At 51.1% G+C, this 25,206-nt stretch carries 17 protein-coding genes; 3 read left to right on the top strand and 14 right to left on the bottom strand.

Features of this window, described 5'->3' with window-relative positions; translation table 11 throughout:
* Window positions 1–175 precede the first annotated feature (175 nt).
* The 5 genes from rpoC to nth all read right to left on the bottom strand — a co-directional run bounded on the left by rpoC (window position 176) and on the right by nth (window position 13,114).
* Window positions 176–3,871 carry a DNA-directed RNA polymerase subunit beta' gene (rpoC, locus tag BN3910_RS00880; protein WP_066923314.1) on the bottom strand — a complete coding sequence of 1,232 codons (3,696 nt, stop codon included), beginning with the start codon at window positions 3,869–3,871 and terminating at the stop codon, window positions 176–178.
* Window positions 3,872–3,885: 14 nt separating this feature from the next.
* Complete coding sequence (rpoB, locus tag BN3910_RS00875; RefSeq protein ID WP_066923310.1) at window positions 3,886–7,662, bottom strand: DNA-directed RNA polymerase subunit beta; 3,777 nt, start codon at window positions 7,660–7,662, stop codon at window positions 3,886–3,888.
* 326 nt (window positions 7,663–7,988) lie between these two features.
* On the bottom strand, window positions 7,989–11,102 hold the full coding sequence (gene ileS / locus BN3910_RS00870) for an isoleucine--tRNA ligase (protein ID WP_066923682.1): 3,114 nt from the start codon (window positions 11,100–11,102) through the stop codon (window positions 7,989–7,991).
* Window positions 11,103–11,213: 111 nt separating this feature from the next.
* Entirely contained in the window at window positions 11,214–12,485 is a 1,272-nt protein-coding gene (locus BN3910_RS00865) for a BaiN/RdsA family NAD(P)/FAD-dependent oxidoreductase (RefSeq protein ID WP_066923307.1), read from the bottom strand.
* Window positions 12,473–13,114 (bottom strand): endonuclease III, encoded by a 642-nt coding sequence (nth, locus tag BN3910_RS00860; RefSeq protein WP_066923680.1) that lies wholly within the window; start codon window positions 13,112–13,114, stop codon window positions 12,473–12,475. The genes BN3910_RS00865 and nth overlap by 13 nt, the downstream gene beginning before the upstream one ends.
* Before the next feature lie 143 nt (window positions 13,115–13,257).
* On the opposite strand from nth, the gene rodA reads away from it, so the two are divergent.
* Window positions 13,258–14,406: a rod shape-determining protein RodA gene (rodA, locus tag BN3910_RS00855; protein WP_066923304.1), complete on the top strand. Its 1,149-nt coding sequence runs from the start codon at window positions 13,258–13,260 to the stop codon at window positions 14,404–14,406.
* Here the strand turns inward: rodA and BN3910_RS00850 are convergent.
* Both BN3910_RS00850 and BN3910_RS00845 read right to left on the bottom strand, forming a co-directional pair.
* The gene (locus BN3910_RS00850) at window positions 14,312–16,498 is read right to left on the bottom strand and encodes a DNA internalization-related competence protein ComEC/Rec2 (protein ID WP_082790239.1); all 2,187 of its coding nucleotides are present in this window, start codon (window positions 16,496–16,498) and stop codon (window positions 14,312–14,314) included. The genes rodA and BN3910_RS00850 overlap by 95 nt on opposite strands.
* Window positions 16,499–16,540: 42 nt before the next feature.
* Window positions 16,541–16,912 carry a hypothetical protein gene (locus tag BN3910_RS00845; protein ID WP_066923299.1) on the bottom strand — a complete coding sequence of 124 codons (372 nt, stop codon included), beginning with the start codon at window positions 16,910–16,912 and terminating at the stop codon, window positions 16,541–16,543.
* A gap of 122 nt (window positions 16,913–17,034) precedes the next feature.
* Between BN3910_RS00845 and BN3910_RS00840 the strand changes: the two genes are divergently transcribed.
* Window positions 17,035–17,970: a Tim44 domain-containing protein gene (locus BN3910_RS00840; RefSeq protein WP_066923296.1), complete on the top strand. Its 936-nt coding sequence runs from the start codon at window positions 17,035–17,037 to the stop codon at window positions 17,968–17,970.
* Between the two features lie 10 nt (window positions 17,971–17,980).
* Here BN3910_RS00840 and BN3910_RS00835 read toward each other — a convergent pair whose 3' ends face one another.
* The 5 genes from BN3910_RS00835 to rplM all read right to left on the bottom strand — a co-directional run bounded on the left by BN3910_RS00835 (window position 17,981) and on the right by rplM (window position 21,893).
* Complete coding sequence (locus tag BN3910_RS00835) at window positions 17,981–19,267, bottom strand: MFS transporter (protein WP_066923293.1); 1,287 nt, start codon at window positions 19,265–19,267, stop codon at window positions 17,981–17,983.
* Between the two features lie 24 nt (window positions 19,268–19,291).
* Window positions 19,292–20,131 (bottom strand): zinc dependent phospholipase C family protein, encoded by an 840-nt coding sequence (locus BN3910_RS00830; RefSeq protein WP_066923290.1) that lies wholly within the window; start codon window positions 20,129–20,131, stop codon window positions 19,292–19,294.
* A 71-nt stretch (window positions 20,132–20,202) separates the two neighbouring features.
* The gene (locus BN3910_RS00825) at window positions 20,203–20,844 is read right to left on the bottom strand and encodes a hypothetical protein (RefSeq protein ID WP_066923287.1); all 642 of its coding nucleotides are present in this window, start codon (window positions 20,842–20,844) and stop codon (window positions 20,203–20,205) included.
* 217 nt (window positions 20,845–21,061) lie between these two features.
* On the bottom strand, window positions 21,062–21,451 hold the full coding sequence (rpsI, locus tag BN3910_RS00820; protein ID WP_066923285.1) for a 30S ribosomal protein S9: 390 nt from the start codon (window positions 21,449–21,451) through the stop codon (window positions 21,062–21,064).
* Window positions 21,452–21,464: 13 nt separating this feature from the next.
* Entirely contained in the window at window positions 21,465–21,893 is a 429-nt protein-coding gene (gene rplM, locus BN3910_RS00815; protein WP_066923282.1) for a 50S ribosomal protein L13, read from the bottom strand.
* A gap of 287 nt (window positions 21,894–22,180) precedes the next feature.
* Here rplM and BN3910_RS00810 point away from each other — a divergent pair, with 287 nt between their 5' ends.
* On the top strand, window positions 22,181–22,576 hold the full coding sequence (locus tag BN3910_RS00810; protein WP_082790237.1) for a helix-turn-helix domain-containing protein: 396 nt from the start codon (window positions 22,181–22,183) through the stop codon (window positions 22,574–22,576).
* A gap of 2 nt (window positions 22,577–22,578) precedes the next feature.
* Here BN3910_RS00810 and BN3910_RS00805 read toward each other — a convergent pair whose 3' ends face one another.
* Together BN3910_RS00805 and BN3910_RS00800 are read right to left on the bottom strand one after the other, a co-directional pair.
* A complete protein-coding gene (locus tag BN3910_RS00805) occupies window positions 22,579–24,660 on the bottom strand; it encodes a heavy metal translocating P-type ATPase (RefSeq protein WP_066923276.1) in 2,082 nt (693 codons plus the stop codon).
* A 1-nt stretch (window position 24,661) separates the two neighbouring features.
* Complete coding sequence (locus tag BN3910_RS00800; RefSeq protein WP_075967942.1) at window positions 24,662–24,988, bottom strand: DUF6110 family protein; 327 nt, start codon at window positions 24,986–24,988, stop codon at window positions 24,662–24,664.
* Window positions 24,989–25,206: the final 218 nt, after the last annotated feature.

Raw genomic sequence — 25,206 nt, 5'->3', positions numbered from 1 at the left:
TTTCGTAAATACTAAAGTCTGACTTTATTTTGCCCGACCATTAATCGCCAGACAAGTGTTCGACTTCATACAAGTGATGACCGCCAGAACGTCGGTTCGGAGTGCAAAGCAAAAAAGAGGAGACGTTTCCGTCTCCCCTTTTTTCTCTTTTACTTTACCGTTCATTCGATTGCTGTTACTTCTCAGCATCCGTTACCGTGTCGACCTCCGCTTCGTCCGCTGAGCCGGCAACGTCTGCATCGTCTTCATGCTCGGCCGTTGCAACGGTTTCCGGCGCATCCGTGTCCTCGCTCTCTTCCTCATCGTCGATGGAAAGTGAACGATCATCGTCAAAAAGGTCATTCTTATGCGCTTTTAAGCCGGCGATACGATCCAGATCTTCTTCCATACCGTCGTACGTGATGCCGCTCTGGCGGTAGGATTTCATGCCCGTACCGGCCGGAATGAGTTGGCCGATAATGATATTTTCTTTAAGGCCGCGCAGATCGTCGACTTTGCCCTTGATGGAAGCATCGGTGAGCACGCGCGTCGTTTCTTGGAACGAAGCAGCACTGAGGAACGAATCCGACGCGATGGAGGCCTTCGTGATACCCAAAATCTCGTACTCGAAGGATGCCGGCGTCTTGCCCTGTGCTTCCAGCTTCTCATTTTCGATGACGACGAGACGCTGATTGACCATTTGTCCCGGTAAGAAATGGGAATCGCCGGAATCGGTCACGCGCACACGCTGAAGCATCTGCTTAATGATGATCTCGATATGACGGTCATCAATGTCAACACCTTGAATACGGTAGACCTTCTGCACTTCACGCGTGATATAGTCCTGTACCGCCTTCACACCGAGGATCTCCAGAATATCATGCGGATTGAGAGAGCCTTCCGTTAGGCGGGCGCCCTTCTCGATGACGTCGCCGTCATGCACCACAATGGTCGTGCCAAACGGAATCGCATAGGTTTCCTGATGTCCGTCTTCGGATGTCACCACGACATCCTGACGTTTCTTGTTATCCTGAATGGAGACCGTACCGCCGTTTTTGGTGATGGTCGCAAGTCCCTTCGGCTTACGCGCTTCAAAAAGTTCCTCAACACGTGGAAGACCTTGGGTAATCCCGGTACCGGCAACACCGCCCGAGTGGAAGGTACGCATAGTCAACTGCGTACCCGGCTCACCGATGGACTGTGCGGCGATAATGCCGACCGCTTCTCCGATATCTACTGTCTTTCCGGTAGCCAGGTTGCGACCATAGCACTTGGCGCAAACGCCGTGTACCGCATCACACTGCAATACCGAACGCACCTTGACTTCCTGAATGCCGGCATCTACCAGCGCATCCGCCATGGTTTCGGTGATCACTTCGTTATGGCGCACCAGCAGCTCGCCCGTTGTGGGATGCAAAACATCTTCGAAGCTCGTGCGGCCGATGATGCGGTTTTTAAGCGATTCGATCTTTTCGTTGCCCTCACGAATATCCGAAACGGTAATGAAACGATCCGTTCCGCAATCCTCTTCTGTGACGATGACATCCTGCGACACATCCACGAGACGACGTGTCAGATAACCGGAGTCCGCCGTACGCAACGCCGTATCGGAAAGACCTTTACGAGAGCCGTGTGTGGAGATAAAGAATTCCTGCACCGAAAGGCCTTCACGGAAGTTCGCACGAACCGGAATTTCAATGGTTTTTCCAGTGGCTGTCTGCATCAAACCGCGCATACCGGCCAGCTGACGAATCTGCTTCATGGAACCGCGGGCGCCGGAGTTTGCCATGATGGCGATGGAGTTTTTCGGATCCAGCGTTTTCGTGATGGCTTTTTCGACATCATCCGTGGCCTTTGTCCAGGTATTGATGACAAATTCGTAGCGTTCATTTTCGGAAATCAAACCGCGGCGTGCCATGCGGTCATAACTTTCCACGTCCTTCACCGCCTGATCGAGGATGTCCTTCTTCTCCTCCGGAATGTGCACGTCGTTCATCGAAACCGTCAACGCACCGATGGTGGAGTAACGATATCCCGTGGACTTGATGTAGTCCAGAAGGCGGGACGTGCGGATATTGCCGTGCTTGCGGTAGCAGCGATCCAGAATATCGGTCAACATCTTTTTGTCGACGAGCATATCGACTTCCAGTCCGTAGGGATCTTCCTTGCGGTTGACATAACCCAGATCCTGCGGAATACCTTCATTGAAGATGAAGCGGCCGACGGTGGAAACCACTGCTCGACCATGATCTTCGTCGTTCAGGCGAAGCTTAACCGCAACCGGCGAATGCAGCGTGACGTAATGATTGGCCAACGCCTTATTCATTTCATCAAGATCTTCATAATAGGCTACCGGCTCTTTGCTGCTCGGTTCGGCAGTCAGATAGTAGGAACCCAAAACCATATCCTGCGTCGGCGTGGTAATCGGCTTGCCGTCTTTCGGCGCCAGGATGTTGTTCGTCGACATCATGAGCAGACGCGCTTCAGTCTGTGCCTCGGAAGACAGCGGCACGTGAATGGCCATCTGGTCGCCGTCGAAGTCAGCATTGTATGCGGTACAAGCCAGCGGGTGAAGCTTGATGGCTTTCCCTTCGACCAAAACCGGCTCAAAGGCCTGAATGCCCAAGCGGTGCAAAGTCGGCGCGCGGTTCAGAAGGACCGGATGATCTTTGATGACCTTTTCCAGCGGTCCCCACACGTTCTCATCTTTGCGCTCGACCATCTTTTTGGCATTTTTAATGTTATGTGCCAGCTCCTGCGCCACCAGTTCACGCATGACGAAGGGCTTGAACAGCTCCAGCGCCATGTCTTTCGGGACACCGCACTGGTAGAACTTCAAATTCGGACCGACAACGATAACCGAACGACCGGAATAGTCGACACGCTTACCGAGCAAGTTCTGACGGAAGCGGCCGGTCTTTCCTTTTAAGAGATCGGAAAGGCTCTTCAGCGGACGGTTGGATGCGCCGGTCACCGCTTTTCCACGACGACCGTTGTCGATTAAAGCGTCTACCGCCTCCTGCAGCATACGCTTTTCATTGCGCACGATGATGCTCGGCGCGCCGATGTCCAACAGGCGTTTTAAGCGGTTGTTGCGGTTGATGACACGGCGATAAAGGTCGTTAAGATCCGAGGTGGCAAAACGTCCACCTTCCAGCTGTACCATCGGGCGCAGATCCGGCGGCATGACGGGAAGCACGGTCAGGCACATCCATTCCGGACGATTGCCGGAGCGCAGAAATGCTTCGACAACTTCCAGGCGACGCAATGAGCGCACACGTTTCTGTCCGGTGGCCTCTTCCAACTCCTGGGTCAATTGACGCTGTTCCTCTTCGAGATCAACCTCGCGCAGCAGCTGCTGTATCGCCTCGGCGCCCATTTTGGCGACAAAACCGTCGCCGTATTGCTCATAATAGCGATTGTATTCATCTTCGCTGAGCAATTGTTTTTTATACAGATCCCCTTCAGCTTCACCCGGATCGAGCACGACATAGTTGGCAAAATAGAGTACCAGTTCCAACGCCTTCGGGCTCATGTCCAGAAGCAGCCCCATACGCGAAGGAATGCCCTTAAAATACCAGATGTGTGAAACCGGCGTGGCCAGTTCAATGTGTCCCATGCGTTCACGGCGCACTTTGGATTTCGTGACTTCCACGCCGCATTTTTCACAGATCACGCCCTTAAAACGGATGCGTTTATATTTTCCGCAGTTACATTCCCAATCCTTCGTCGGCCCGAAAATCTTTTCACAGAACAGGCCGTCTTTTTCCGGCTTCAACGTACGATAGTTGATCGTTTCCGGCTTTTTGACCTCTCCATGGGACCAGGAACGAATTTTCTCGGGAGAGGCGATCTGAATTTTAATTGCATCAAATGCATTGGTTTGTTTCATGTTGATGGCCTCCTCTATTCCTCATCCTCATCCGCGTCCTGAATGGAAAAGCCGAGCGCGTTGAATGCATCCTCGTCGTCCTCGACATCTTCTTCATCCAACTCATATTCCTCATCGTCGTCCGTAAGCATATCGTTCTCCTCTGCACGGTGCAGGAAGGAACGCGGCACTTCCTCATTCTGTCGTTCATCCAGATCATCAATTTGCGAGAAGCGGGTGACGTCGTTGATGTCGTTGAGAAGGGTTACTTCTTCTCCTTCCTCATCCAGCAGCTTGATATCCAGCGCCAACGACTGCAGTTCTTTAATCAGCACCTTGAAGCTCTCCGGAATGCCCGGCGTCGGGATGTTTTCGCCCTTGACAATCGCTTCGTACGTACGCACACGGCCGGTGACGTCGTCGGACTTCACCGTCAGCATCTCCTGAAGCGTGTGCGACGCGCCGTAGGCTTCCAGTGCCCAGACTTCCATTTCACCGAAACGCTGTCCGCCGAATTGTGCCTTGCCACCGAGCGGCTGCTGCGTGACCAGCGAGTACGGACCGGTCGAACGGGCGTGAATCTTTTCTTCGACCATGTGATGCAATTTGAGAATGTACATGTAGCCGACCGTCACCGGGTTGTTGAACGGTTCGCCGGTACGGCCATCACGAAGCTGCAACTTACCGTTGATCGGATAGCCTGCCTTGGTCAGCGCTTCTTCAATGTCTTTATCGGATGCACCGTCGAAGACCGGCGTAGCAACTTTCCAGCCCAGTTTCTTGGATGCCAGACCGAGATGCACTTCCAGAACCTGACCCAGGTTCATACGAGAAGGAATACCCAGCGGGTTGAGGCAGATCTGAATCGGTGTGCCGTCCGGCAGGAACGGCATATCTTCCACCGGCAGGATGCGGGAAACAACGCCCTTGTTGCCGTGGCGTCCGCACATCTTATCGCCGACCATGATCTTGCGCTTGGTTGCGATATAGACGCGTACCACCTCGTTCAGACCGGGAGACAAATCATCGCCGTTCGCACGGGAATATTTTTTTACGTCCACAACGATGCCCGTCTCGCCATGCGGTACCTTGAGCGAAGCATCACGCACTTCGCGCGCTTTCTCGCCGAAGATGGCGCGCAACAAGCGCTCTTCCGGCGAAAGCTCGGTCTCGCCCTTGGGCGTGACCTTGCCGACCAGAATGTCGCCGGCCACCACCTCGGCACCAATGCGAATAATACCGTCTTCATCCAAGTTGCGGCGCATATCCTCGCCGACATTGGGAATATCGCGGGTAATATCCTCCGGTCCCAGTTTGGTCTCACGCGCTTCGCAGCTGTGCTCTTCAATGTGTACGGAGGTCAGCGTATCGTTAATCACCAGCTCCTCGTTGATGAGCATGGCGTCTTCGTAGTTATATCCTTCCCAGGTCATGAAGGCGATCAAAATATTCTTGCCAAGAGCGATTTCGCCTTCTTCCGTGGACGGACCGTCGGCGATGATTTCGCCTTTTTCCACCCTGTCCCCTTCATCGACGATGGGGCGCTGGTTAAAGCACGTGCCCTGGTTGGCACGACGGAATTTAAAGACTGTATAGCTCTTCTCTTCGCCGGATTCGTCTCCGCGGATGACAATATGATCGGCATCCACTTTGGTGACGACGCCCGACTCGCTCGCCGTAATGACGACACCGCTGTCCAGCGCCGCTTTGTGCTCGATGCCGGTACCGATCATAGGCGCTTCCGTCTTGATCAGCGGCACCGCCTGACGCTGCATATTCGTGCCCATGAGGGCGCGCGTCGCGTCATCGTTTTCAAGGAACGGAATCATAGCCGCACCTACGGAAACAATCTGCTGCGGCGAAACGTCCATGAATTGCACGATTTCACGCGGATAGATATCGTTGACCGCGTTAAGACCGCGCCCGGAAACACGTTCATTGACAAAGTAGCCGTTTTCATCCAGCGGCTCGTTGGCCTGCGCCTTGATGTAATGGTCTTCCTGGTCAGCGGTCAGATAGGCGATTTCATCGGTTACCCGTCCTGTGCCGCGTTCCACCTTGCGATACGGTGTTTCAATAAAGCCGTATTCATTGATGCGTCCGTACGTCGTAAGGGACGTAATCAAACCGATGTTCGGGCCTTCCGGCGTCTCAATCGGGCAAATGCGGCCATAATGGGAGTCGTGAACGTCGCGCACTTCCGCGCCGGCACGGTCACGAGAAAGGCCGCCCGGTCCGAGTGCCGACAGACGGCGTTTATGGGTCAGTTCGGACATGGGGTTGGTTTGGTCCATGAACTGTGACAGCTGGGATGAGCCGAAGAACTCTTTAATTGCCGCCGTTACCGGTCGAACGTTCAGCAAGCTCTGCGGTGTCGCCAGGTCGGGATCTCCCGTCGTCATACGTTCCTTCACGACGCGTTCCATACGGGAAAGGCCGATGCGGAACTGATTCTGCAACAATTCACCGACACAGCGCACACGGCGGTTGCCCAAATGATCGATGTCGTCAACATTTCCTACGCCGCTGTAAAGGTTGAGCTGGTAGCTGAAGGTCGCCAGGATATCTGCCGTCGTGATGTGACGCGGGCTGATTTCCTGACGTTGTTTTTTGAGGTATGCCGCCTTCTTCTCGACGGTGTCATATTCATCGGGATGGGCTTCAAATTCAGCCAACACATCCTGCATAGCCGGCCAATACAATTTTTCGGTAAAGCCCAGCGCACGAAAATCGACGCCTTCCAACTGATCTTCAAAGGCTTCATGGCTGACAAAATGGTTGCCGACTACGCGCACGGTCTCTTCCTGTTCGGCATTGGCATAAATATCGACGATGTTGATTCCGGCGTATTCGATAGCGCGCGCCAGATCTTCATCGACAGCCTGCCCTTTGGAGGCGATGATTTCACCGTCTTCACTGACAGCATCCGCCGCCAACACATGATCCACGATACGGTTTGCAACGGTGAGCTTTTTATTGAAGGTATAACGCCCCACCTTGGCCAGATCGTAGCGGCGGGGATCAAAAAACAGATTATGGATGAGCGGTTCAGCGGATTCCACCGAGGCAAGGTCGCCCGGCTTCAACTTGCGGTAAATCTCAATAAGAGCGTCTTCACGTGTACGGGAAATTTCTTTTTCCAGGGTCAGGCGCAACGCATCGCTGTCGCCAAGCACTTCACGCATCTCTTCGTCCGTCTCAAAAAGAAGCGCACGAATGAGCGTGGTTGCCGGCAATTTACGGGTGCGGTCTATGCGGATGTTGACGACACCGTGGGCGTCGTTGTCGTATTCCAGCCAGGCGCCGCGATTCGGAATAACCGTCGAAGACACCATAACATTGCCGGATTTGTCGAAATCCTTGGCGTAATACACGCCCGGTGAACGGATGAGCTGCGAAACGATAACGCGTTCAGCACCGTTAATAATGAAGGTCCCGGAGTTGGTCATCATCGGAATATCGCCAAGGAACACTTCCTGCTCCTTGACATCCATAATTTCGCCTTCATCAATCTTAATGAGGCGAACTTTCACCTTGAGTTTGCGTGCATAGTTGACATCACGCTCTTTGCACTCTTCTACAGAATATTCGGCTTCCTCGTCAAAATAATAATCAACAAAATCCAACACCAGCTTGCCCGCGTAATCGCGAATTGGCGATACATCTTCTAAAACCTCGCGCAAGCCTTCCTTCATAAACCATTCGAAACTGTTTTTCTGAATCGCCAACAGGTTCGGGAAATCCAAAACCTGCGGAATGCGCGAAAAACTCTGACGCACCGTGCGACCATACAATTGAGTATGATTATGCATAAACACCCCTTCTTTACCGCAAAACGAAAAAAACCGGATCCAAAAACTCATACTATGAGACAGCTTCAAATTTTAGCACAACAAAAGAACCCCTGTCAAGACACGCCGGGGGTAAACTCGAAAAAACGAGTAGAAAATTAAAGATCATGATTAGAATACACGGTTATTCCTTCTTTGTCAAGTGATACGCCCGGATGCGTGGCTATGTGTTTCCAATCTTTTCTTCATCATAGCTAAAAAATAAAAATATCGGCAAGACATTCTCGTGCAATGCCTTGCCGATATTCATTAGACCGTTTACAAAAATGGGAATCCTCTTGCGTTACTCACTTTTCCAAAAAGAGCACCACGTCATGGCCGTTAATATCTACGGTCTCTCCCGTCATTTCCTCTACCCGGGTAAACGACGTCGCCAACGTTTCCTGCTGAATCTGCTCTGCAGCGTTTTTCAAAGCCGAAGCGATTTCGTCTTCCGCCCGGTAGCGAATGGTAATGCGATCGGCCACTTCGTACCCGTTCTTTTTACGCATCTGCTGCACCTTGGAGATAAACTCGCGCACATAGCCTTCAGCGATGAGTTCCGGGGTCAACGATGTTTCGAGTACGACAAAGGTATCGTGATCGGAGGTTACGTCGAACCCTTCTTTTGCCTTATAGTTCACCAGAACATGATCTTCCGTAATGGTAACGTCATGGCCGTTGAGCGATAACGTGGTGGATCCGCTCTTGAGTTTGGTCAAAAATTTGCGCGCGGCGGCCTGTGCGAGATATTTGGCAAATGCCTTCATATCCGGCCCAAGCACTTTTCCTGCCACCTTGAAATTGGGTTTGAGCGAAACCTCCATGAACCGATCCAAATCTTCGGAGTAGATGACTTCCTTGACGTTGAGTTCCTCTTCGATGAGCTCATCCAGATCGTCCACGACGCTCTTCAGCGACCGATCCACAAGAATGGCCGAAAGCGGTTGCCGCACTTTAATGCCGGCATCTTCACGCGCGGCACGTCCCAGGTTGACCAGACGACGAACCAGATCCATTTTCTTTTCCAGCGTTTCATCAATGACCGTGTCGTCCGCCTGTACCTGATGTTCCAGATGTACGGAATCCATCTCTTCGCCCTGCGTCAGTGCTTGATACAGTTCATCCGCGAGGAACGGCGTCACCGGCGCAATAAGCTTGGAAAGGCCGTAAAGCACTTCCCAGGTTGTGCGGAACACCGCCAGATTCTCCGGCGTAGCTTCCGAAGACCAGAAGCGGTGACGGTTACGGCGAATATACCAGTTGGAAAGATCTTCCACGACAAAATCGGAAAGCGCATGAACCACACGATTGTAGTCGAAGCGATCCATATCGCGATGATACTGACGCACCAGCGAATGGAAACGGGAGAGCAGCCAGCGGTCAATCTCGGGGCGCTCCTCCACCGGACAATCAAATGTGCGCGGATCCCATTCATTCGTATTCGCGTACAGAGCGAACATGGCATACACGTTCTTGATGGTACGGAAGAATTTTGACTGCACTTCTTTTAATCCCGTCACGTCAAAACGCGTCGGAAGCCACGGTGGTGAGACGTAAAGCGAGTAAAAACGCACCGCATCTGCGCCATATTCGTCAAAAAGAGCAAAGGGATCCAGCGTGTTGCCTTTGGATTTGGACATCTTCTGTCCGTTTTTGTCCAGAATCAGATCATTGACGAGCACACGACGATACGGCGAACGTCCGGTATATAACACGGAAATCGCCATCAGGGAGTAAAACCAACCGCGCGTCTGGTCAATGCCTTCACTGATAAAATCCGCCGGGAAATATTCCGTTTCAAAATCGTCCTTATGTTCAAACGGATAATGACGCTGAGCAAAAGGCATGGCGCCGGAATCGAACCAAACGTCGATAACGTCCTCTTCACGGCGCATGATTCCGCCGCATTCCGGACACGTCAATGTCACGTTATCCACATACGGACGGTGCAGTTCAATCGTTTCGTCAATATCTTCGCGTGCTTCTTCCGCCAACTGTTTGCGGGAGCCGATGGAATGCTGATGCCCGCAGTCTTCGCAAACCCAGATATTCAGCGGTGTTCCCCAATAACGGCTGCGCGAGAGCGCCCAGTCGTTCAGATTCTCCAGCCAGTTTCCGAAGCGCTTCTCCCCGACATAATCAGGATACCATTGCACTTTGCTGTTTTCTTCCACCATCTTCTCTTTGAACTTGGTGACATTGATGTACCAGGACGGTTTGGAATAGTAAATGAGGGGTGTTCCGCAGCGCCAGCAATGCGGATAATTATGTGTAATTTTCTGTTTTGCATAGAGTTTGCCGTGCTCACGAAGATACTGAATAATTTCCGGATCGGCATCCATGACGAAAGTTCCCTCATATGGGCCTTCCGCAAACTTCCCCTGCTCATTGACGGGATTCACATACGCCAAATCATAACGTCTTCCGGTCTGATTATCGTCTTCACCGAAAGCCGGCGCCGTATGAACGATGCCGGTACCGTCCGTCGTAGTGACATAATCGGCAAGCGTCACAAAAAATGCGTTTCCGGTAACGTGAATAAAGGGCAAAAGCTGCTCGTATTCCCGATGCTCCAGATCCTTGCCCTTCATGGTTTCCAAGACTTCCACGGGGCCGAATTCTTTTTTCAGGACGCTGTCCATCAACTCCTTGGCGAGATAGTAAATCTCCTCGCCCTGGCGTACTTTGACATATTCCACGTCGGGATGCACCGTGAGAGCGACGTTGGAGGGAAGGGTCCATGGGGTCGTCGTCCAGGCGAGGAAATACTCGTTTTCTTTGCCTTTTACCGGGAATTTCGCATATACCGTGGTGACCTCGTCTTCGCGATAGCCTTGCGCCACTTCATGGGAAGCAAGCCCTGTCCCGCAACGCGGGCAATAGGGCAAAATTTTTGCCCCCTTATAGACCAAGCCGCGTTCATGAAAATTGTTCAGCAAATGCCATATGGTCTCGATATAATCGTTGTCCAGCGTAATATAGGGATGCTCCATATCAGCTAAAAACGCCATCCGTTCGGACATTTCCGTCCAAAGGTCGCGATAGCGGAATACGGATTCACGGCACTTTTTGTTGAAGGCTTCCACACCGTAGGCTTCAATTTCGCTCTTTTGATGAAAGCCGAGGGCTTTTTCGACTTCAATTTCCACCGGCAAGCCATGCGTATCCCAGCCCGCTTTTCGACGAACCTGATAGCCTTCCATGGTCTTATAGCGGTTGGTCATATCCTTTAAGGTACGGGAAATAACATGATGAATGCCCGGTCGTCCATTCGCCGTCGGCGGCCCGTCGAAGAATATAAATTTTTCACATCCTTCGCGCTCTTCCACCGAACGATGCAGAAGATCCAGCTCTTTCCAGACCTTGCTTCGTGCGACTTCTCCCTCACATACCTTTTCCGGTAAGCTCTTAAATGCCATGCGTTCTCCCTTCTTCCCCTCGCGCTCAACCATCCCTACGTTGAACACGTTTGTTTCTTTAAAAATACTCTTTTTCTAATTCCGTTCTTCCCATTATACACAACCCGACTTTCATCGGGCGCTTTTCTCCAGTGCCTCCGCTGCAGCCCGAGCGCTTGCCCAAGCCCAGTGCAGGTTATAGCCTCCGCACTCACCCTGAATGTCAAGCACTTCGCCAATCAGATAAAGACCCGGACAGCATAAGGATTCCATCGTTCGGCTGTTCCACTGTGCCGTATCTACACCGCCGCAAGTGACCTGGCCGTGATCATTCTTATGTGCACCGATAATTGTAAAAGGCCATGCCGAAGCTCGGCGCAAAACGCGCGTCCAATTCTCCTCGCTTGCTTCGCTTTTCTCATTCATGCCGCATTCCAAAAGCAGCTGATCAACGATTTTTGCCGGCAAGATACCGCTGAACAACGCCTTCACCGGCCATATCGGAAAGCGCGCAGCCAGGCCATGAAGATACGCGAGCCATTCCTCTTCCCGGCGATCGGGAAGAAGATTCAGAAGCAGTTTAACGGTATTGCGATCGTTGTTTGATTTCTCACGACGTGAAGACGGCGCATACCCATCGTTTAGGGCGTCCAACACGCAATTGGACACACGCAAAATCCCCGTCCCGGAAAGGCCATAGGTCGTAAAAAGCACATCATCCGTTATACAGGTTGTCTGCGCGGTGATCTGGGCCTTAAGCTTGATGCCGAAAAGCGCTGCCGTACATGCAGTTTCCTGAACCGCAAGCGGTACAATTCCGGGATGCAGGCGCGTCAGGCGATGACCGAGGTTTTTCGCCAACGTGTAACCGTTTGACCACTCTTTTTTTCCGATCCCATAACTTCCGCCGGTAGCGAGAAGGACGACATCCGCCATGATCTTTTCCCCGGAAGTAAGCGTCAGCACAAAACACTTCTCCTGTCGCGTCAGCGTCTCCACGGAACAGCCGGTTCGTACCGAAACGCCGGCATCCTTTATCCATTCCATCAGGCGATCGGCCACCGTATCGGCGCGTAACGTCGCCGGATAGGTCATCCCACTTTCCAGAGTGGTATGCGGTATCCCAAGAAGCGAAAAAAAGTCCACCGCTTCACGAAAGGTGAAACGTGAAAGCGCGGGAACGGTCTGATCCGCGGTTCCGCCCGTGTAGTGGTCGGGAGAGACGTGCGTGTTGGTAAAATTGCAACGGCCGTTTCCTGTAGCGCGAAGTTTGCGTAAGGGAGCATCCCCCTTTTCCAGCAACAAAACCTCCATTGTCGAAGGCGCCCCATACAGATTCGGACGGCGCAAAAAACCGGCCGCACAAACGCCGGCCGCTCCGCCCCCGACGATTACGACGCGCATGACGAAGCCTCATAGAAGCGGCAATGCTCACGAAGATTGCAACGGTCGCATTCCGGCCGTCGTGCTTTGCACACATAGCGTCCCTGAAAAATCAGCAGATGATGCGCTTCCGACCAGACCTCCCGGTCAAGAAGACGCTCAAGATCCGCTTCGCAGGCAGAAACATCCTTGGATTTGGAAAGACCGAGACGGTTGGATACACGAAAGACATGGGTGTCCACCGCAATGGCCGGGACACCGAAAGCATTGGATGCCACAACGTTGGCGGTTTTTTTGCCCACACCGGGAAGCGACATCAAAAGAGGAATCTCGTGCGGAACCGTACTGTCGAATTCCTCCACCAGCAAGGCAGCGGTGCGAATGATGTTCTTTGCTTTCGTCCGAAAAAAGCCGATGGAATGAATATACTCCTCGACATCGGACGGTTCTGCTTTCGACAGAGCTTCTGGTGTCGGATACGCCGCAAATAAGGCGGGGGTCACGCGATTAACCTGCTTATCTGTGGTTTGCGCGCTGAGCATCGTTGCGATCAAAAGCTGAAAGGGGTTCTCCGCCACAAGCTCCCCCTTCGCATCGGGGTGTGCTTCGCGCAGTTTGGCGATAATTTCACGCGCTTCTTTTTTGGTCATACGCTTCACGGAAATGCTCCTTTCCTGTCCTCTTGGATTTGTTTCCGAAAATCTATGAAGTCTATTATAATAAAGTTCGCATAAGAAACAAAACCGTCATCACCTTCCCCGTTCCCCTTCGGGAAGGGAGAGAAAGGAAATCTATGTTTAATCGCAGCAAAAAAGAGTTCGCACAGTTCGATTGGCTGTTATTGCTGGCTGTTCTGGCATTAAGCCTGATCGGCTTTGTTGTTGTTTTTTCTGCCACTGCTTCGCGCGGAGGACAATGGCATGCGCTGAAATCCCAGTTTGCATCCACCGCCATCGGACTGATCTTTATCATCACCTTCCAATTTGTGGATGCGGATTTTCTGAAAAAGCTGGCTCTTCCGGCCTACGCTGCGGCGATTATTCTTCTCATTGCTACCATGCTCTTCGGCGTTGGCGAAGATGCCTGGGGGGCGCGCTCGTGGCTGAAGCTCGGACCAATCACCTTTCAGCCTTCCGAATTTGCCAAGATCGCTATTATGCTGGCGCTTGCCATGCTGTTGGAACGCTACCAGCACCGCATGAATAAAATCACGACCATTCTTCTTCTTGCCGTAATCATGGGCGTACCGATTCTGCTCATCCTGAAGCAGCCGGACTTCGGAACGGCAGCGGTGTTCCTCTTCTTCATCGCCCTGATGGTGTTTTATGCGCAAATTCACTGGGGCTATATTGTGGCCGCCCTTGTCATCGTGGTTATTGCTACACCGCTCTTCTATCAACATCTAACGCCCATGCAACAGGACCGCATTCTGAATTTCCTTAATCCCATGCGTGACATTATGGATAGCGGTTACCAAACGTATCAGGGACTGATTGCCATCGGATCCGGACAACTCTTCGGCAAGGGATTTCTTAAGGGGACGCAGACGCAATTCGGATTTATTCCCGAGCGCGATACCGACTACATTTTTGCTGTCTTGGCGGAAGAGTTCGGCTTTGTCGGTGGACTCGTGTTAATTCTGCTCTATGCAATCGTCCTCGTGCGCATACTGCTGATCGCAAAAAGGGCGAAAGATATGTTCTCTTCTTCCTTATGTATCGGGGTAGCCTCCATGCTCTTTATTCATATTTTTGAAAATATCGGCATGACCATCGGATTGATGCCGCTGACGGGAATTCCTCTCCCCTTCCTTTCCAACGGAGGAACCTTCCAGCTCATCAATATGGTCAGCATCGGCCTTGTTCTCTGTATTTCTTCCCAACGGCTGCCACTTGATTTTGGAGTGGATCCTCCTTCTTTACCATCTCTATCGCCACAATGAGCGGAACAACCCAAAGCATTTCCAACAGCAGTGCCATCGTGCGCTGCTGTTTTTCTGTTCGAACAATCAACCGTCTTCCCCAGGGAAAGGGGTTTTCCCGATAACATAGCGCTCCTTCCCGGTCCGTACGATGCCAAGAAACCCCGTATTGTTGCAAGCGCTTGAGCGTTGTCGGCGCAGGATGCCCATAACGATTGTTCCGTCCGCAGCTGATGATCGCCTGTTCCGGACGAACACGCGAAAGCAGTGCTTCCGAGGTTCCTCGTTTGGATCCGTGATGAGCAACCTTTAGGAGGGAGATGTCGGAAGGCAAAGCCTGTGCAAGCTCCTCCTCTTTTTCCTGATCGCCCATAAACAGCACACCGCCGCCAATATCCAGATACAGAACGAGGCAGTGGTTGTTTTTGTCTTCCGCATCCCATTGCCCCGCTTGAAGGGCGGTAAAAACAAGCGGCTTGGCCCAGGGCAACACATTGTTTTTCAGTGTCCACCGATCTCCGCTTTCGGCCTGCCGATGAGATGAACCGATTCGTTCATCCGGGAAGGCGCGGTCGCCAACCGCCGGTGACGTAACGACTTCATCCACCGGTATGCGTTTTCGAATGCCCAAAAGATTGCCGTCGTGATCATAGTCATCATGCGATAGAAAAATTCGTTCTACGCGTCTGATCCCTCTCGCCTGCAACATAGAGACCAGCTTATCTGCCTGCGTGTTTTTTCCCGTTCGAAAATCCTTTTTTCCACCGGTATCCACGAGCACGGCATTCGTACCGTAGCGAATGAGAAAGCAGTCGCCCTGGCCCACATCCAGCGCTTCAACGGACGGCGGAAAGAACGGCAAGAGCAGCATCGGCCGTAAAACCGTAAGCAGAAGCCACAGCGAAAGAAGGTAGAGAAGTCGACCTCTTGTCTGCCAAACCAGCTCGCCATATGCCTCTTCCCTTTTCATCCGGGCTTTAAAACGCGTAAGCCATCCGAGTTGAGCGGCAAGAAGCAAAAAAACGACCAGCACGTAGAGTGCAAGCCCCTCCGTCGAAAAGGAGAAGGTAATGGCAGGAAGGGCAATGGCGTCAAGCCCTTTCAGAAGCAGGGCAAACACACCGTAACCCAGACGATAAACAGTAATGAGTGCCTCGGAAAGGAAAGGCAAGCGCAAAAGCGATCCGAACAGAGCAAGAAGCCCCAGCGCAAAAAGCAGCGAAAAGACGGGAATGGCAAACAGATTCGCTATAAGCGTGGAAGGTGTTTGCGTTATGCCCGCTTCGGCCAGGACGGGGAAGGTAAACAGGCTGATCCAAAAGGAACGGCGAAAGGATTGGCGCAACATTCCCCCACGCGAATGGATGCGTTCGCCGGCATGGACGAATTCACCGGCTGCCGCGCAAAGAAAAGAAAGACGCAGACCGAGGTCCTCCACGCGGTACGGCATGATCAACAGGATCAAACTTAACGCTAAAAGCCAGCCTTTTACTGCATCCAATTCCCGCTTCCGCGCGATTGCGCTTTCTCGAAAAGCTAAGAACAGCCAGGCACGCAAAATGGATGCCGGAAAAGCCAGAAAAGCGGCATAACCGAAGAGCAAGACCAGAAGGATGCAGGCAATTTGTTTTCGGGCAAGCGGCGACCAGGAAAGAATCCCCATCCCCCAAGAAAAAAGCAGTTGGACGTGCAGTCCGCTTGCCGCGAGCAAATGCGCAAGACCCAGTGTGCGCATATCCTGTTGCAGCGCGAACGTCCCCTTGACGTCCGCTCCCATCAGGACGCGTTTGAGCATAGCGAACGAGGCACCGCCCTGGGCATCAAAAAACGCTTCCGCTTGTTCGCGCAGCATTTTCCATCCCATTTGCATGTTTTGATCGCCATACGGAGAAAGCACAAAAAACACGGCCATTCCCATGAGCAAAGCCGTCGCCCACTTGACTTGCCGCCAAAAAAGCAAAATCGCCGCCACGCATCCCGCAAGATAAACCCCTTCTGCAGCCAAGACGACGCCGACGATAAAGGACACCATGAGCGCAAGTTCCACGCCATCCCCTCTTTCTGTAAACCGAATATCGTTTCCGTTTACAGTGTAAAACAGCCGTTGTCTCATGGTGTCCCATGTTAACAACGGCTGTTTTCCTATCCTTTGAATTTATTTTGCGTAAGGTTCTTTTTTTCGTCCCTCTTTTTTTGGCGCTTCCTTTTTTGGCGCCGGCGGCTCCGAGAAGCTTTCGATCAGGCGAACAAGCCACGCGGTTGCTAAGGCAATACAGCCGGCAACGAAAAAGGAAATACTTTTCCACATCAACTCCAAGCCGGAAATATGTGCCTTAAGCGCAAAGCCGCGGAAAAAGAACACGATACCCAAGGCAATGCCCACCGCTGCAGGAAGATATTTCACCCCTTTATGGGCGTGAAACACGACATAAAGCAAAAAGGTCAACGCCACGAAAAGTAAAATCATCATGGGCAACATCGATAATTTTTCTTTGTATTGTCCGATAATGCTGAATAAACTGGCCATAGTCTCTCTCCTATCCGCAGATATCTTACCATAGACCTTTTCCTTGCGCTATAGACAACCGCTTCCGGCAGACCGTATAATCGAAAGAGATGATCCGACCGACATCACGATGAGGAGGGCATATGAAAAAACGATCTTGGTTTCGCGCAGTGATAACGCTGGTTCTGCTCTGTATTGTCCTCGCTCCTTTCGTCGGACATGCCGATGTCGGCGGCGGCGTGGATTGGGACGCCAATGACTGGGGTGGAGATTTCGGCGGAAATGATTACGGCGAATACGATTTTGGCGGATACGATGATGATGACGACGACTATTCCATGAACAGCGTCGATCCATTTTTTCTGTATTTTCTTTTCCGTAATCCGTGGATGGCGCTGATTATCATTCCCTTGTGGTATTTCAACTCGCGCAGCTCGAGAAAAAATCGCAAGCGGCAGTCCGGAAAGTCAAATCCGCCTTCTTCGACATGGGTAAAGCCGAAAGAAGAAGTCAATCTGGATGCGCTTTTCGAACGCGATCCGAATTTTTCCAAGCCGGAATTTTTACTCCGCGCGTCGGATGTCTTTATTGCGCTCCAGCAAGCATGGACAGCCAAAGACTGGCGCGGTATTCGGGCCTTTGAATCCAATAGTCTCTATGATCAGCATGCGCGTCAATTGCAAGTCTACATCGACAAAGGACAGACAAATGTTGTCGAGGACATTTCGATTCTTAACACCGTCTTGGAATCCTATGAAGAAGATCGGGAGAATTCGTATCTGTCCGTTATCCTGGAGGCGCGCTATCGCGATTATGTCATCGAGGATGAGAGCGGTCGCGTCATCAAGGGCGATAAAAAGAGCCGCTACATCATGACCTATCGCATGCAATTCATGCGCAGTTTGGAAGCAAAGACGGAGAAAAGTTCCGACACCAAGGTAACGCAATGTCCAAATTGCGGCGCGTCACTTTCTATCAGCCAAAACGGTATCTGCGAATATTGCGGCGCGGAGGTCACCACGGGAGCAAATCAGTGGGTACTCACCGCTTTGCAGCCCTTGCAGCAACGTCGTTCCTAATTTTCCTTCGTTACGGCTGAAGCGTGTTTTCCCGTTGATCGGGAACGCGATCCGCCATCCACATGAAGATAAAGCCCAGAATAAAGAAGATCGCAAGCGTCGCCACCGCGATGTTGATCGTGCCGCCCGCGTATTTTACCAGTGCGATGGCGAAGGAGCCGAGAAACGATGCGCCTTTGGCAAAAATATCATAGATGCCGAAGTATTCTCCGGCATGCTGCGGCGGAATAATCTTCGAATAGTAGGAACGCGAAAGCGCCTGAATTGCGCCCTGGAACATTCCCACACCGAAGGCCATAATGCCAAATTGCCACAAGGAATGCAAGGTTAGCGCATAGAGCGAGACAGCAAGATATCCTGCGATACAGACCATGATGAGGGTGGCGGTGCGATAGGTGCGTGACAGACGCGCGAAAAGAAGCGAAAAAGCGAAAGCCACAACCTGGGTCGCCAGAAGCACAATAACCTGTCCTACCGTATCCAGTCCCAGATCCGTTCCGATATTGATGGCGTTATTGATAATGGTTCCCACGCCGTCAATGTACATGAAAAAGGCAATCAAAAACAGAAACACTTTGCGTTCCTTGTGCACAATATCCATGAGCGTTTGACCGACGCGGGAAAAACTGTCGATCAGTGGTGGCGCTTCATGCTGTACGTAATGCTTTTGTTCATATGTTTTTAACAAAGGGATGGTCACGGCGAACCACCAGACGGCGGTTACCACGCAACCGATAAGCCGCGCCACGCCAGGATCCAGAATGTGCAACATTTCATCCATAACATAAGCAATAAGAGCAATCAAAAAGGGAATACAGGAACCGATATAGCCCCACGCATAACCGTGAGAAGAGACTTCGTCCATGCGCTCCGGCGTCGTCACGTCTACCAGCATGGAGTCATAGAATGTTAGCGATGCCGAATAGGCAATTTTCACAAAAATAAATAAAATCAGAAACAATAGCCAGCTTGTCGTCACCCCGAAGAGAATGCAGCCGATCGTACCGATCGCCAGCGTAGTCGTGAAAAACGGCTTCTTATAGCGACGATAGTCGGCAATGTTGCCGAAAATTGGGCCTAATAACGCCACAATGACCGTGACAATGGAAACACTCAACGCCCAATGGCCGGTCGCTTCATCTGAAGTCAATCCGCCCGGTTCACCGGTGATCGCCAGCACCTTGAACCAGATCGGAATGAGGGTGGTGGCCAACATGGTAAAGGCCGAATTGGCCACGTCATAGAGCACCCAGGATAATTCTGCCGGCGTAAATTTCTTTTTCAACCCTTTCAGCATCGCATTCCTCTCTTCCCTCGGTTGTTATGCGTAGTGTAAATCCAATTCACCGGACTCCGTTCGTACCGCTTCAAAATGGCGGTCAAAAAAGTCGTTCAATTGACCATCGTCATGCAAAAACTCGAGAAAGCCGGGCAAAACTGTTTTTGCCCGCATCAACGCTTCTTCCTGCAAGGCATCCAGACGTACATTAGATGCTTGACAGCGCGGATCCTCCTCGTTTTCCAGGAACAGATCCTCGAAATCCCCTTTAATGTGAAACAAATGCACCAAACCGCGAATCAATCCGCGTTTCATGCCAGACGGAGAATAAAATAAATGCAGTGCACGTGCCTGACCGGTTAACACCTCTTCCATAACTTCCGTCGTGAGGCCGAAAAATGGAGCAATGCTTTCTGCAGCCTTTCTACCCGGCGAAAGCAAAGTGGATCGATCCACATCGGTCGGCCGCTTTCCCGCCCGACGCAACAAATGCGCATCGTATTCGGATTCAATTCTATTGTGGGAAACGCCCGCATTCAACACGTGTGCCTCCACAAAGGTGTGACACATCGCGTCGAGCAAAAAATGTGTATAGAAGCCTAAAATATAGGCTAAACGCGCCCGTCTTTCCGACGGATCCTGTGTGCCCCGAAGAATCGTCTTCGCCTTCGTAAAGAACACGCTTCCCGGTTGTCCATGCATGGCCACGCCCAATCGGCTGACTTCATTCGCTTTTAGCGGATGATAATAAAACAGCAGATCCGGTCCATGCACACCGAAGTTAAACACGTCACGGTTCTCATCCACACAAGCCTTCAGTTCCTCCGGAAGCGCATCGCGCACCGCTGCTCCGAAGGCATAATGCGTATAGGTGGTCGGCATGATCCCTTCCTTCCTTCCTTCCTTCCTTTTTACCTTCCTCATTGTCCCTTACCGGTAACCGGCAAGCGTTTTTACTTTATTCTTGCCCCGCCCCACTCGACAACCGTAAAACCATGACGTTTCATCGAGGAGAGCGTTTGTTCTTTGATATCTATGGGTTTGGCGGAAGGATACCAGGTCATAAAGGCCCTGATCATCGTGTCTTCTTTGGGATCAATGGTGAGTTTGGCATCGTCTGTATACGAACGATCTTGGAAGGTAATGATGTTGTACGGATTATCTTCCATTTGAGGGAGCCAGTAAACGATAAATTCATTTATTTCTTTGTGGTTTAATCCCAATATCTCCAATTTTTCTTCAAGAAATTTTTCCGTATCCGATCCCCTTACACAAAACCCTTCATCCATTCTGTATGTTTTGTCTTTCACGCCCTCCCAAAACAACCCATAATACTCGCGATTTTTGTACAGTATGGTACCGTCCGGTTTTGCCATCACCTGCCATGTTCCCTCCGCAGAAAACCGCGGATACACATGCGTAAATTGTCCATTATAGTCCAGAGAGACCGTTACACGTTGTTCTTGTTCCGGATAGAGGTAGATCATCGGTTTGAAGTCTTCTGTGTCGTTGATATCTTCCCGACACGCCATGAGAACGCCCAGCAATACTAAGACAAGGATAATCACTATTGTCGCTTTCTTCGGTTTTTTCATCGTTGTTCCACTCCTTTCTCTCTCCTTTATTCTAACAGGAATCACGCAGAGAAGGACATAAGATGATGCGTTTTCACGTTCGGAAGAAACAGAATAAAAAAAACGGCATAGCCGGTAATTGCTTACCAAACTATGCCGCTGTTTTTCGGAGATAATCAATCTCGAATGGACACCCGCTAAGGGGATTTCTTTTCTTATGACAAGCCGTTCGCAGCGATTAACGCTTCGAGAACTGCGGGCTCTTACGGGCTTTCTTAAAGCCGTATTTGTAGCGCTCTTTCTTGCGCGCATCGCGCGTAAGGAAACCGGCCTTCTTCAGGCTCGGACGCAGATTGGGGTCAAATTCAAGCAAGGCACGAGCCACACCTAAACGAATGGCGCCGGCCTGGCCGGTAAATCCGCCGCCCTTGACGGTAACGGCGACATTAAAGCCCTCACGCTGTCCCACCAGCTCCAACGGCTGTGTGCAGATGTCACGCAGGGTCTGATAATCAAAATACTCTTCCAGACTATAGCCATTGACAAGCACCTGACCATTTCCCGGAAGGAGTCGAACTCGTGCTACGGCCGATTTGCGACGACCGGTTCCGCGATATTGCTGATCCATCGTATCCTCCTACTTAAAACGTTAACTCTTCCGGCATCTGGGCAGCATGATTATGCTCCGGTCCCACGACAACCTTCAGCTTACGATACATTTGGCGTCCCAAGGTGTTGTGCGGAAGCATGCCACGAATGGCGTGTTCCAAAATACGCTCAGGATGTTTTTCCATCATGTCCATGTAGGGGATGTCACGACGTCCACCGACAAATCCGGTGTGATGCTTGTACATCTTCTTGTGTTCTTTGTCATTCGTCAAACGTACCTTTTCCGCGTTGATGACGATGACATAGTCACCCGTGTCGACGTTCGGGGTGAAAGTGGGCTTGTGTTTTCCGCGAAGCACGGCAGCGATGTTGGCAGCGAGGCGTCCGACCACCTGGTCTTTCGCATCGACGACATACCACTTGCGCTCCACCTCCAACGGTTTTGCTAAAGTTGTTTTCATCTTTTGCTCCTTTTCTTCCTGCTCTGTCCATTTTGACTCCGCCGATCAGAGAAGCGGGTTTTGTTGATTCGACAATTTTTGTTTCGCACATCGACGCTGCGAAGGAATTACCGAAGATCCGGGGCATAAAGATGCCCAAACAGATACCTGAATATTATATAAGGCCAATGAATGGATGTCAAATCCTGTAGGTTTGTCTACTTTCAAGCTGCGATAAATGGATAAAACAAGTTCTCCATCCTCTTATTTATGCTAAACTATGTTAGTTTTAACTAACATAGGAGGAAATGATGTGTCCATCGGATAATGTAATCATGGAAGACTTAGCCACGAGAAAGCCGTTTATTTCGGCACAGTTGGCTTGCTCCATTCATGCCGCAATACGATACATAGAAAACAACCTGGATAAGTCCCTTACTCTCGCTGAAATTGCGTCTCACGTCTATCTCAGCCGTACATATCTCAGCACCAGTTTTAAACAGATAACGGGACAAAACATAACAAAGTTTATCTATGAGAAACGAATGCAGAAGGCAAAACACCTTCTGCTTTCGACACAGGACCAAGTGCAAAATATCGCCGTAAAATGCGGTTATCCTTCTCCCGCCTATTTCTCCGCTTCCTTTCGACGCTATTATCAAAAAAGTCCACGAGAATTACGTCGGGAAGCGGAGAAAGAATAGTTTCAGGTAAGAGCGGGATATCGCTTCGTGTTCGCCAAAGCCGTCCCCACCGTTGAAGCATTGTGCAGGAAAGCGGAACCGGTATTGGAAAGGATGCCGCTAAGGCCCAAACCGATTAATAAACTGTTGAAGGTAAGGATAAAATGATAGTCCTGACGCGTCCTCTTCTGTAGCGCTCGTGCCAGGAGAATCAACTCGACTAATGCGGAAAGATCATCTTTTCCGATGGCGATATCCGCAATTTCTCTGGCTAAATCAGCACCTTTATGCATGGAAATGCCGACATCCGCTTGCGAAAGCGCAACCGAATCATTGATTCCGTCCCCCACCATTACCACGGTGGAGCCCTTCTCTTTCAACACCTTGATAAAGTCCGCTTTATCTTCCGGTAGCACTTGAGAACGATAACCGGTAAGATGCAGTTGCTTGGCAATATGCGCTGCCGCATTCTCTGCATCTCCCGTAAGCATATAAATGTTTTCTACGCCTACGGAACGCAAGTCCCGGATGGTTTGTATCGCATCCGGACGAATGGGATCCGTAATGCACAGAACACAGACCAATCGGCCATCTACCGCCATATACAGCAACGATGACGATTCCTTCAACGCATTGATCAGGTCACGATTATCTTCGCTCAGCTCGACCGCTTCATCTTCCAGAACAAAATGTTCGGATCCGATGATTGCCCGTTTTCCGTTAATGGTAGAGGCGATACCGTGCGCCACAATGTATTCCGGTTCGGAATGCATCTCTTCATGTCGCAAACCGCGATCCTTAGCCGCCTGCACCACCGCGGCCGCAATAGAATGAGGAAAATGCTCTTCAAGACATGCCGCAATGCGCAAACTTTCGTCCTCGGAATAAGGGCCGAAAGCGATGACCTTCTCCACCGTCGGTAAAGCCTGCGTTAAGGTGCCCGTCTTGTCAAAGACAATGGTATCTGCCTTGGCTAAATTTTCCAGATACTTTCCACCCTTTACCAATATGCCCTGCTCGCCTGCCTGACTCATCGCCTTCATGACCGCGATGGGGATGGTCAAACGCAAAGCGCAGGAATAATCCACCATAAAGAATGCTTTCGCTCGCCAGATACTTCTTGTCAAAACAAAAGTAGCCAACGCGCCGATAAAGGAATACTTGACCAGCGAATCCGCAAGCGCTTCGGCTTCTTTCTGTTTTTCCGACTTGTTCTTTTCGCTGTCTTCAATGCGCTCAATGATTTGTTGCAACCGAGATTCGGTGGAAATCGCAGATGTGCGGATGCGCAAGCTTCCCTCTTCCAGAATCGTTCCGGCAAAAACGCCGGAGCCGATCGCTTTTGCGACAGGTAGACTTTCCCCCGTAAAAGAAGCCTGATTCGCCATGCCTTGGCCTTCTACGACCACACCGTCCACCGGTATACGGCTTCCCATGCCGACGTCCACGATATCGCCCGGCACCACCTGGCTCAACGGCTTGGAAACCAGTTCCTCGCCTTCCACCACATACACGCGATCTACACCGACCGCCAGACTTCGGGTTAAGTCCGCTCTGGTTTTCTTTAACGTCCAATCTTCCAACTCTTCACCGAGATTCAGCAGGAACATGGTGGAAGAAGCCGCTTGAAAATCGCCGGTCAACAGCGATATGCTGATGGCGGAAGCGTCCAATACGGCAACATTCAATTTTCCTTGCCGTAACGCTCGCCAACCGTTAAGCAAGTAATCCTTGGCGCGATATAAGGTTAATGCAACGCGAATGGGCATGGGTACAAAAAACTTGTATAGAAGGCGCATCTGTACCGCATCGCGCAGCAGATGAAAAAAATCCCGCTCCGCTACGGGCTCAAAATACACATCGTCAATCGTCACAGCCGGTAAGCTCTCGCGATCCAACGTGAGAAATAATCGGGCAATATTCTTGATCGCGCTCTCCTCGTATTCCACAACGGCATTGCCGGTCAATGTGGAAATGGAACAACGCTTGACACCGTCCACGCCTTCCGTAAGGTATTTAATTGCATTCGCCTCTTCGTAGGTGAGCCCCTCCGCAAGATGAAAGCGGGCTCTTCCGGGAAGGCGATGAATGATTGAAACTTTCACCTTACTCCGCGCTTTCCTCATCACAATGTGCTTCACTGGTTTCATCCACGGTTTCGGCAATTTTTACGATGTCACTATTCGCTTCTTCGGCTTCTTTCTCTGCCTGCGCTTTGGCTTCCTCTTCCGCTTTCTTTACTTTTGCTTCGGCAACGATGTCGCCGGTTTCTTCCCGCACTTTTTCGATCGTCTTATCTAAGCTTTCTTTTGCTTTTAATCCGCCGGCAACAGCACTGACCGCAAAAGAACGCGCCTTTTTGGTTTTCCAAAGCTTATCCGACACCAAACCGAGCACCACGCCTACACCCGTATACAGTAATTTCTTTTTCATTTTCTCCTCTTTTCTAACCGATGCGCTTCGACAATAGCATTTTCCTTCGCCGACAATCGTGCATCATGATGTTTGAAGAAATAGTACCGTAGCTTTTTTCGGGGAACAAGGGAGAAACTATCAAATTCTTTCTAACTTACGATGAAACGGTTCGTGTTTCCGGGAATGTAAAAACTTGTGCACGACAATGCTATTCCTTCCGAAGAGGAATAGGCCAT

The organism is Murdochiella massiliensis, assembly GCF_900059565.1.
GTDB classification, from domain to species: domain Bacteria; phylum Bacillota; class Clostridia; order Tissierellales; family Peptoniphilaceae; genus Murdochiella; species Murdochiella massiliensis.
The sequence above is the reverse complement of the archived record's forward strand: the minus strand, read 5'-3'. Positions and strand labels throughout refer to the sequence as shown.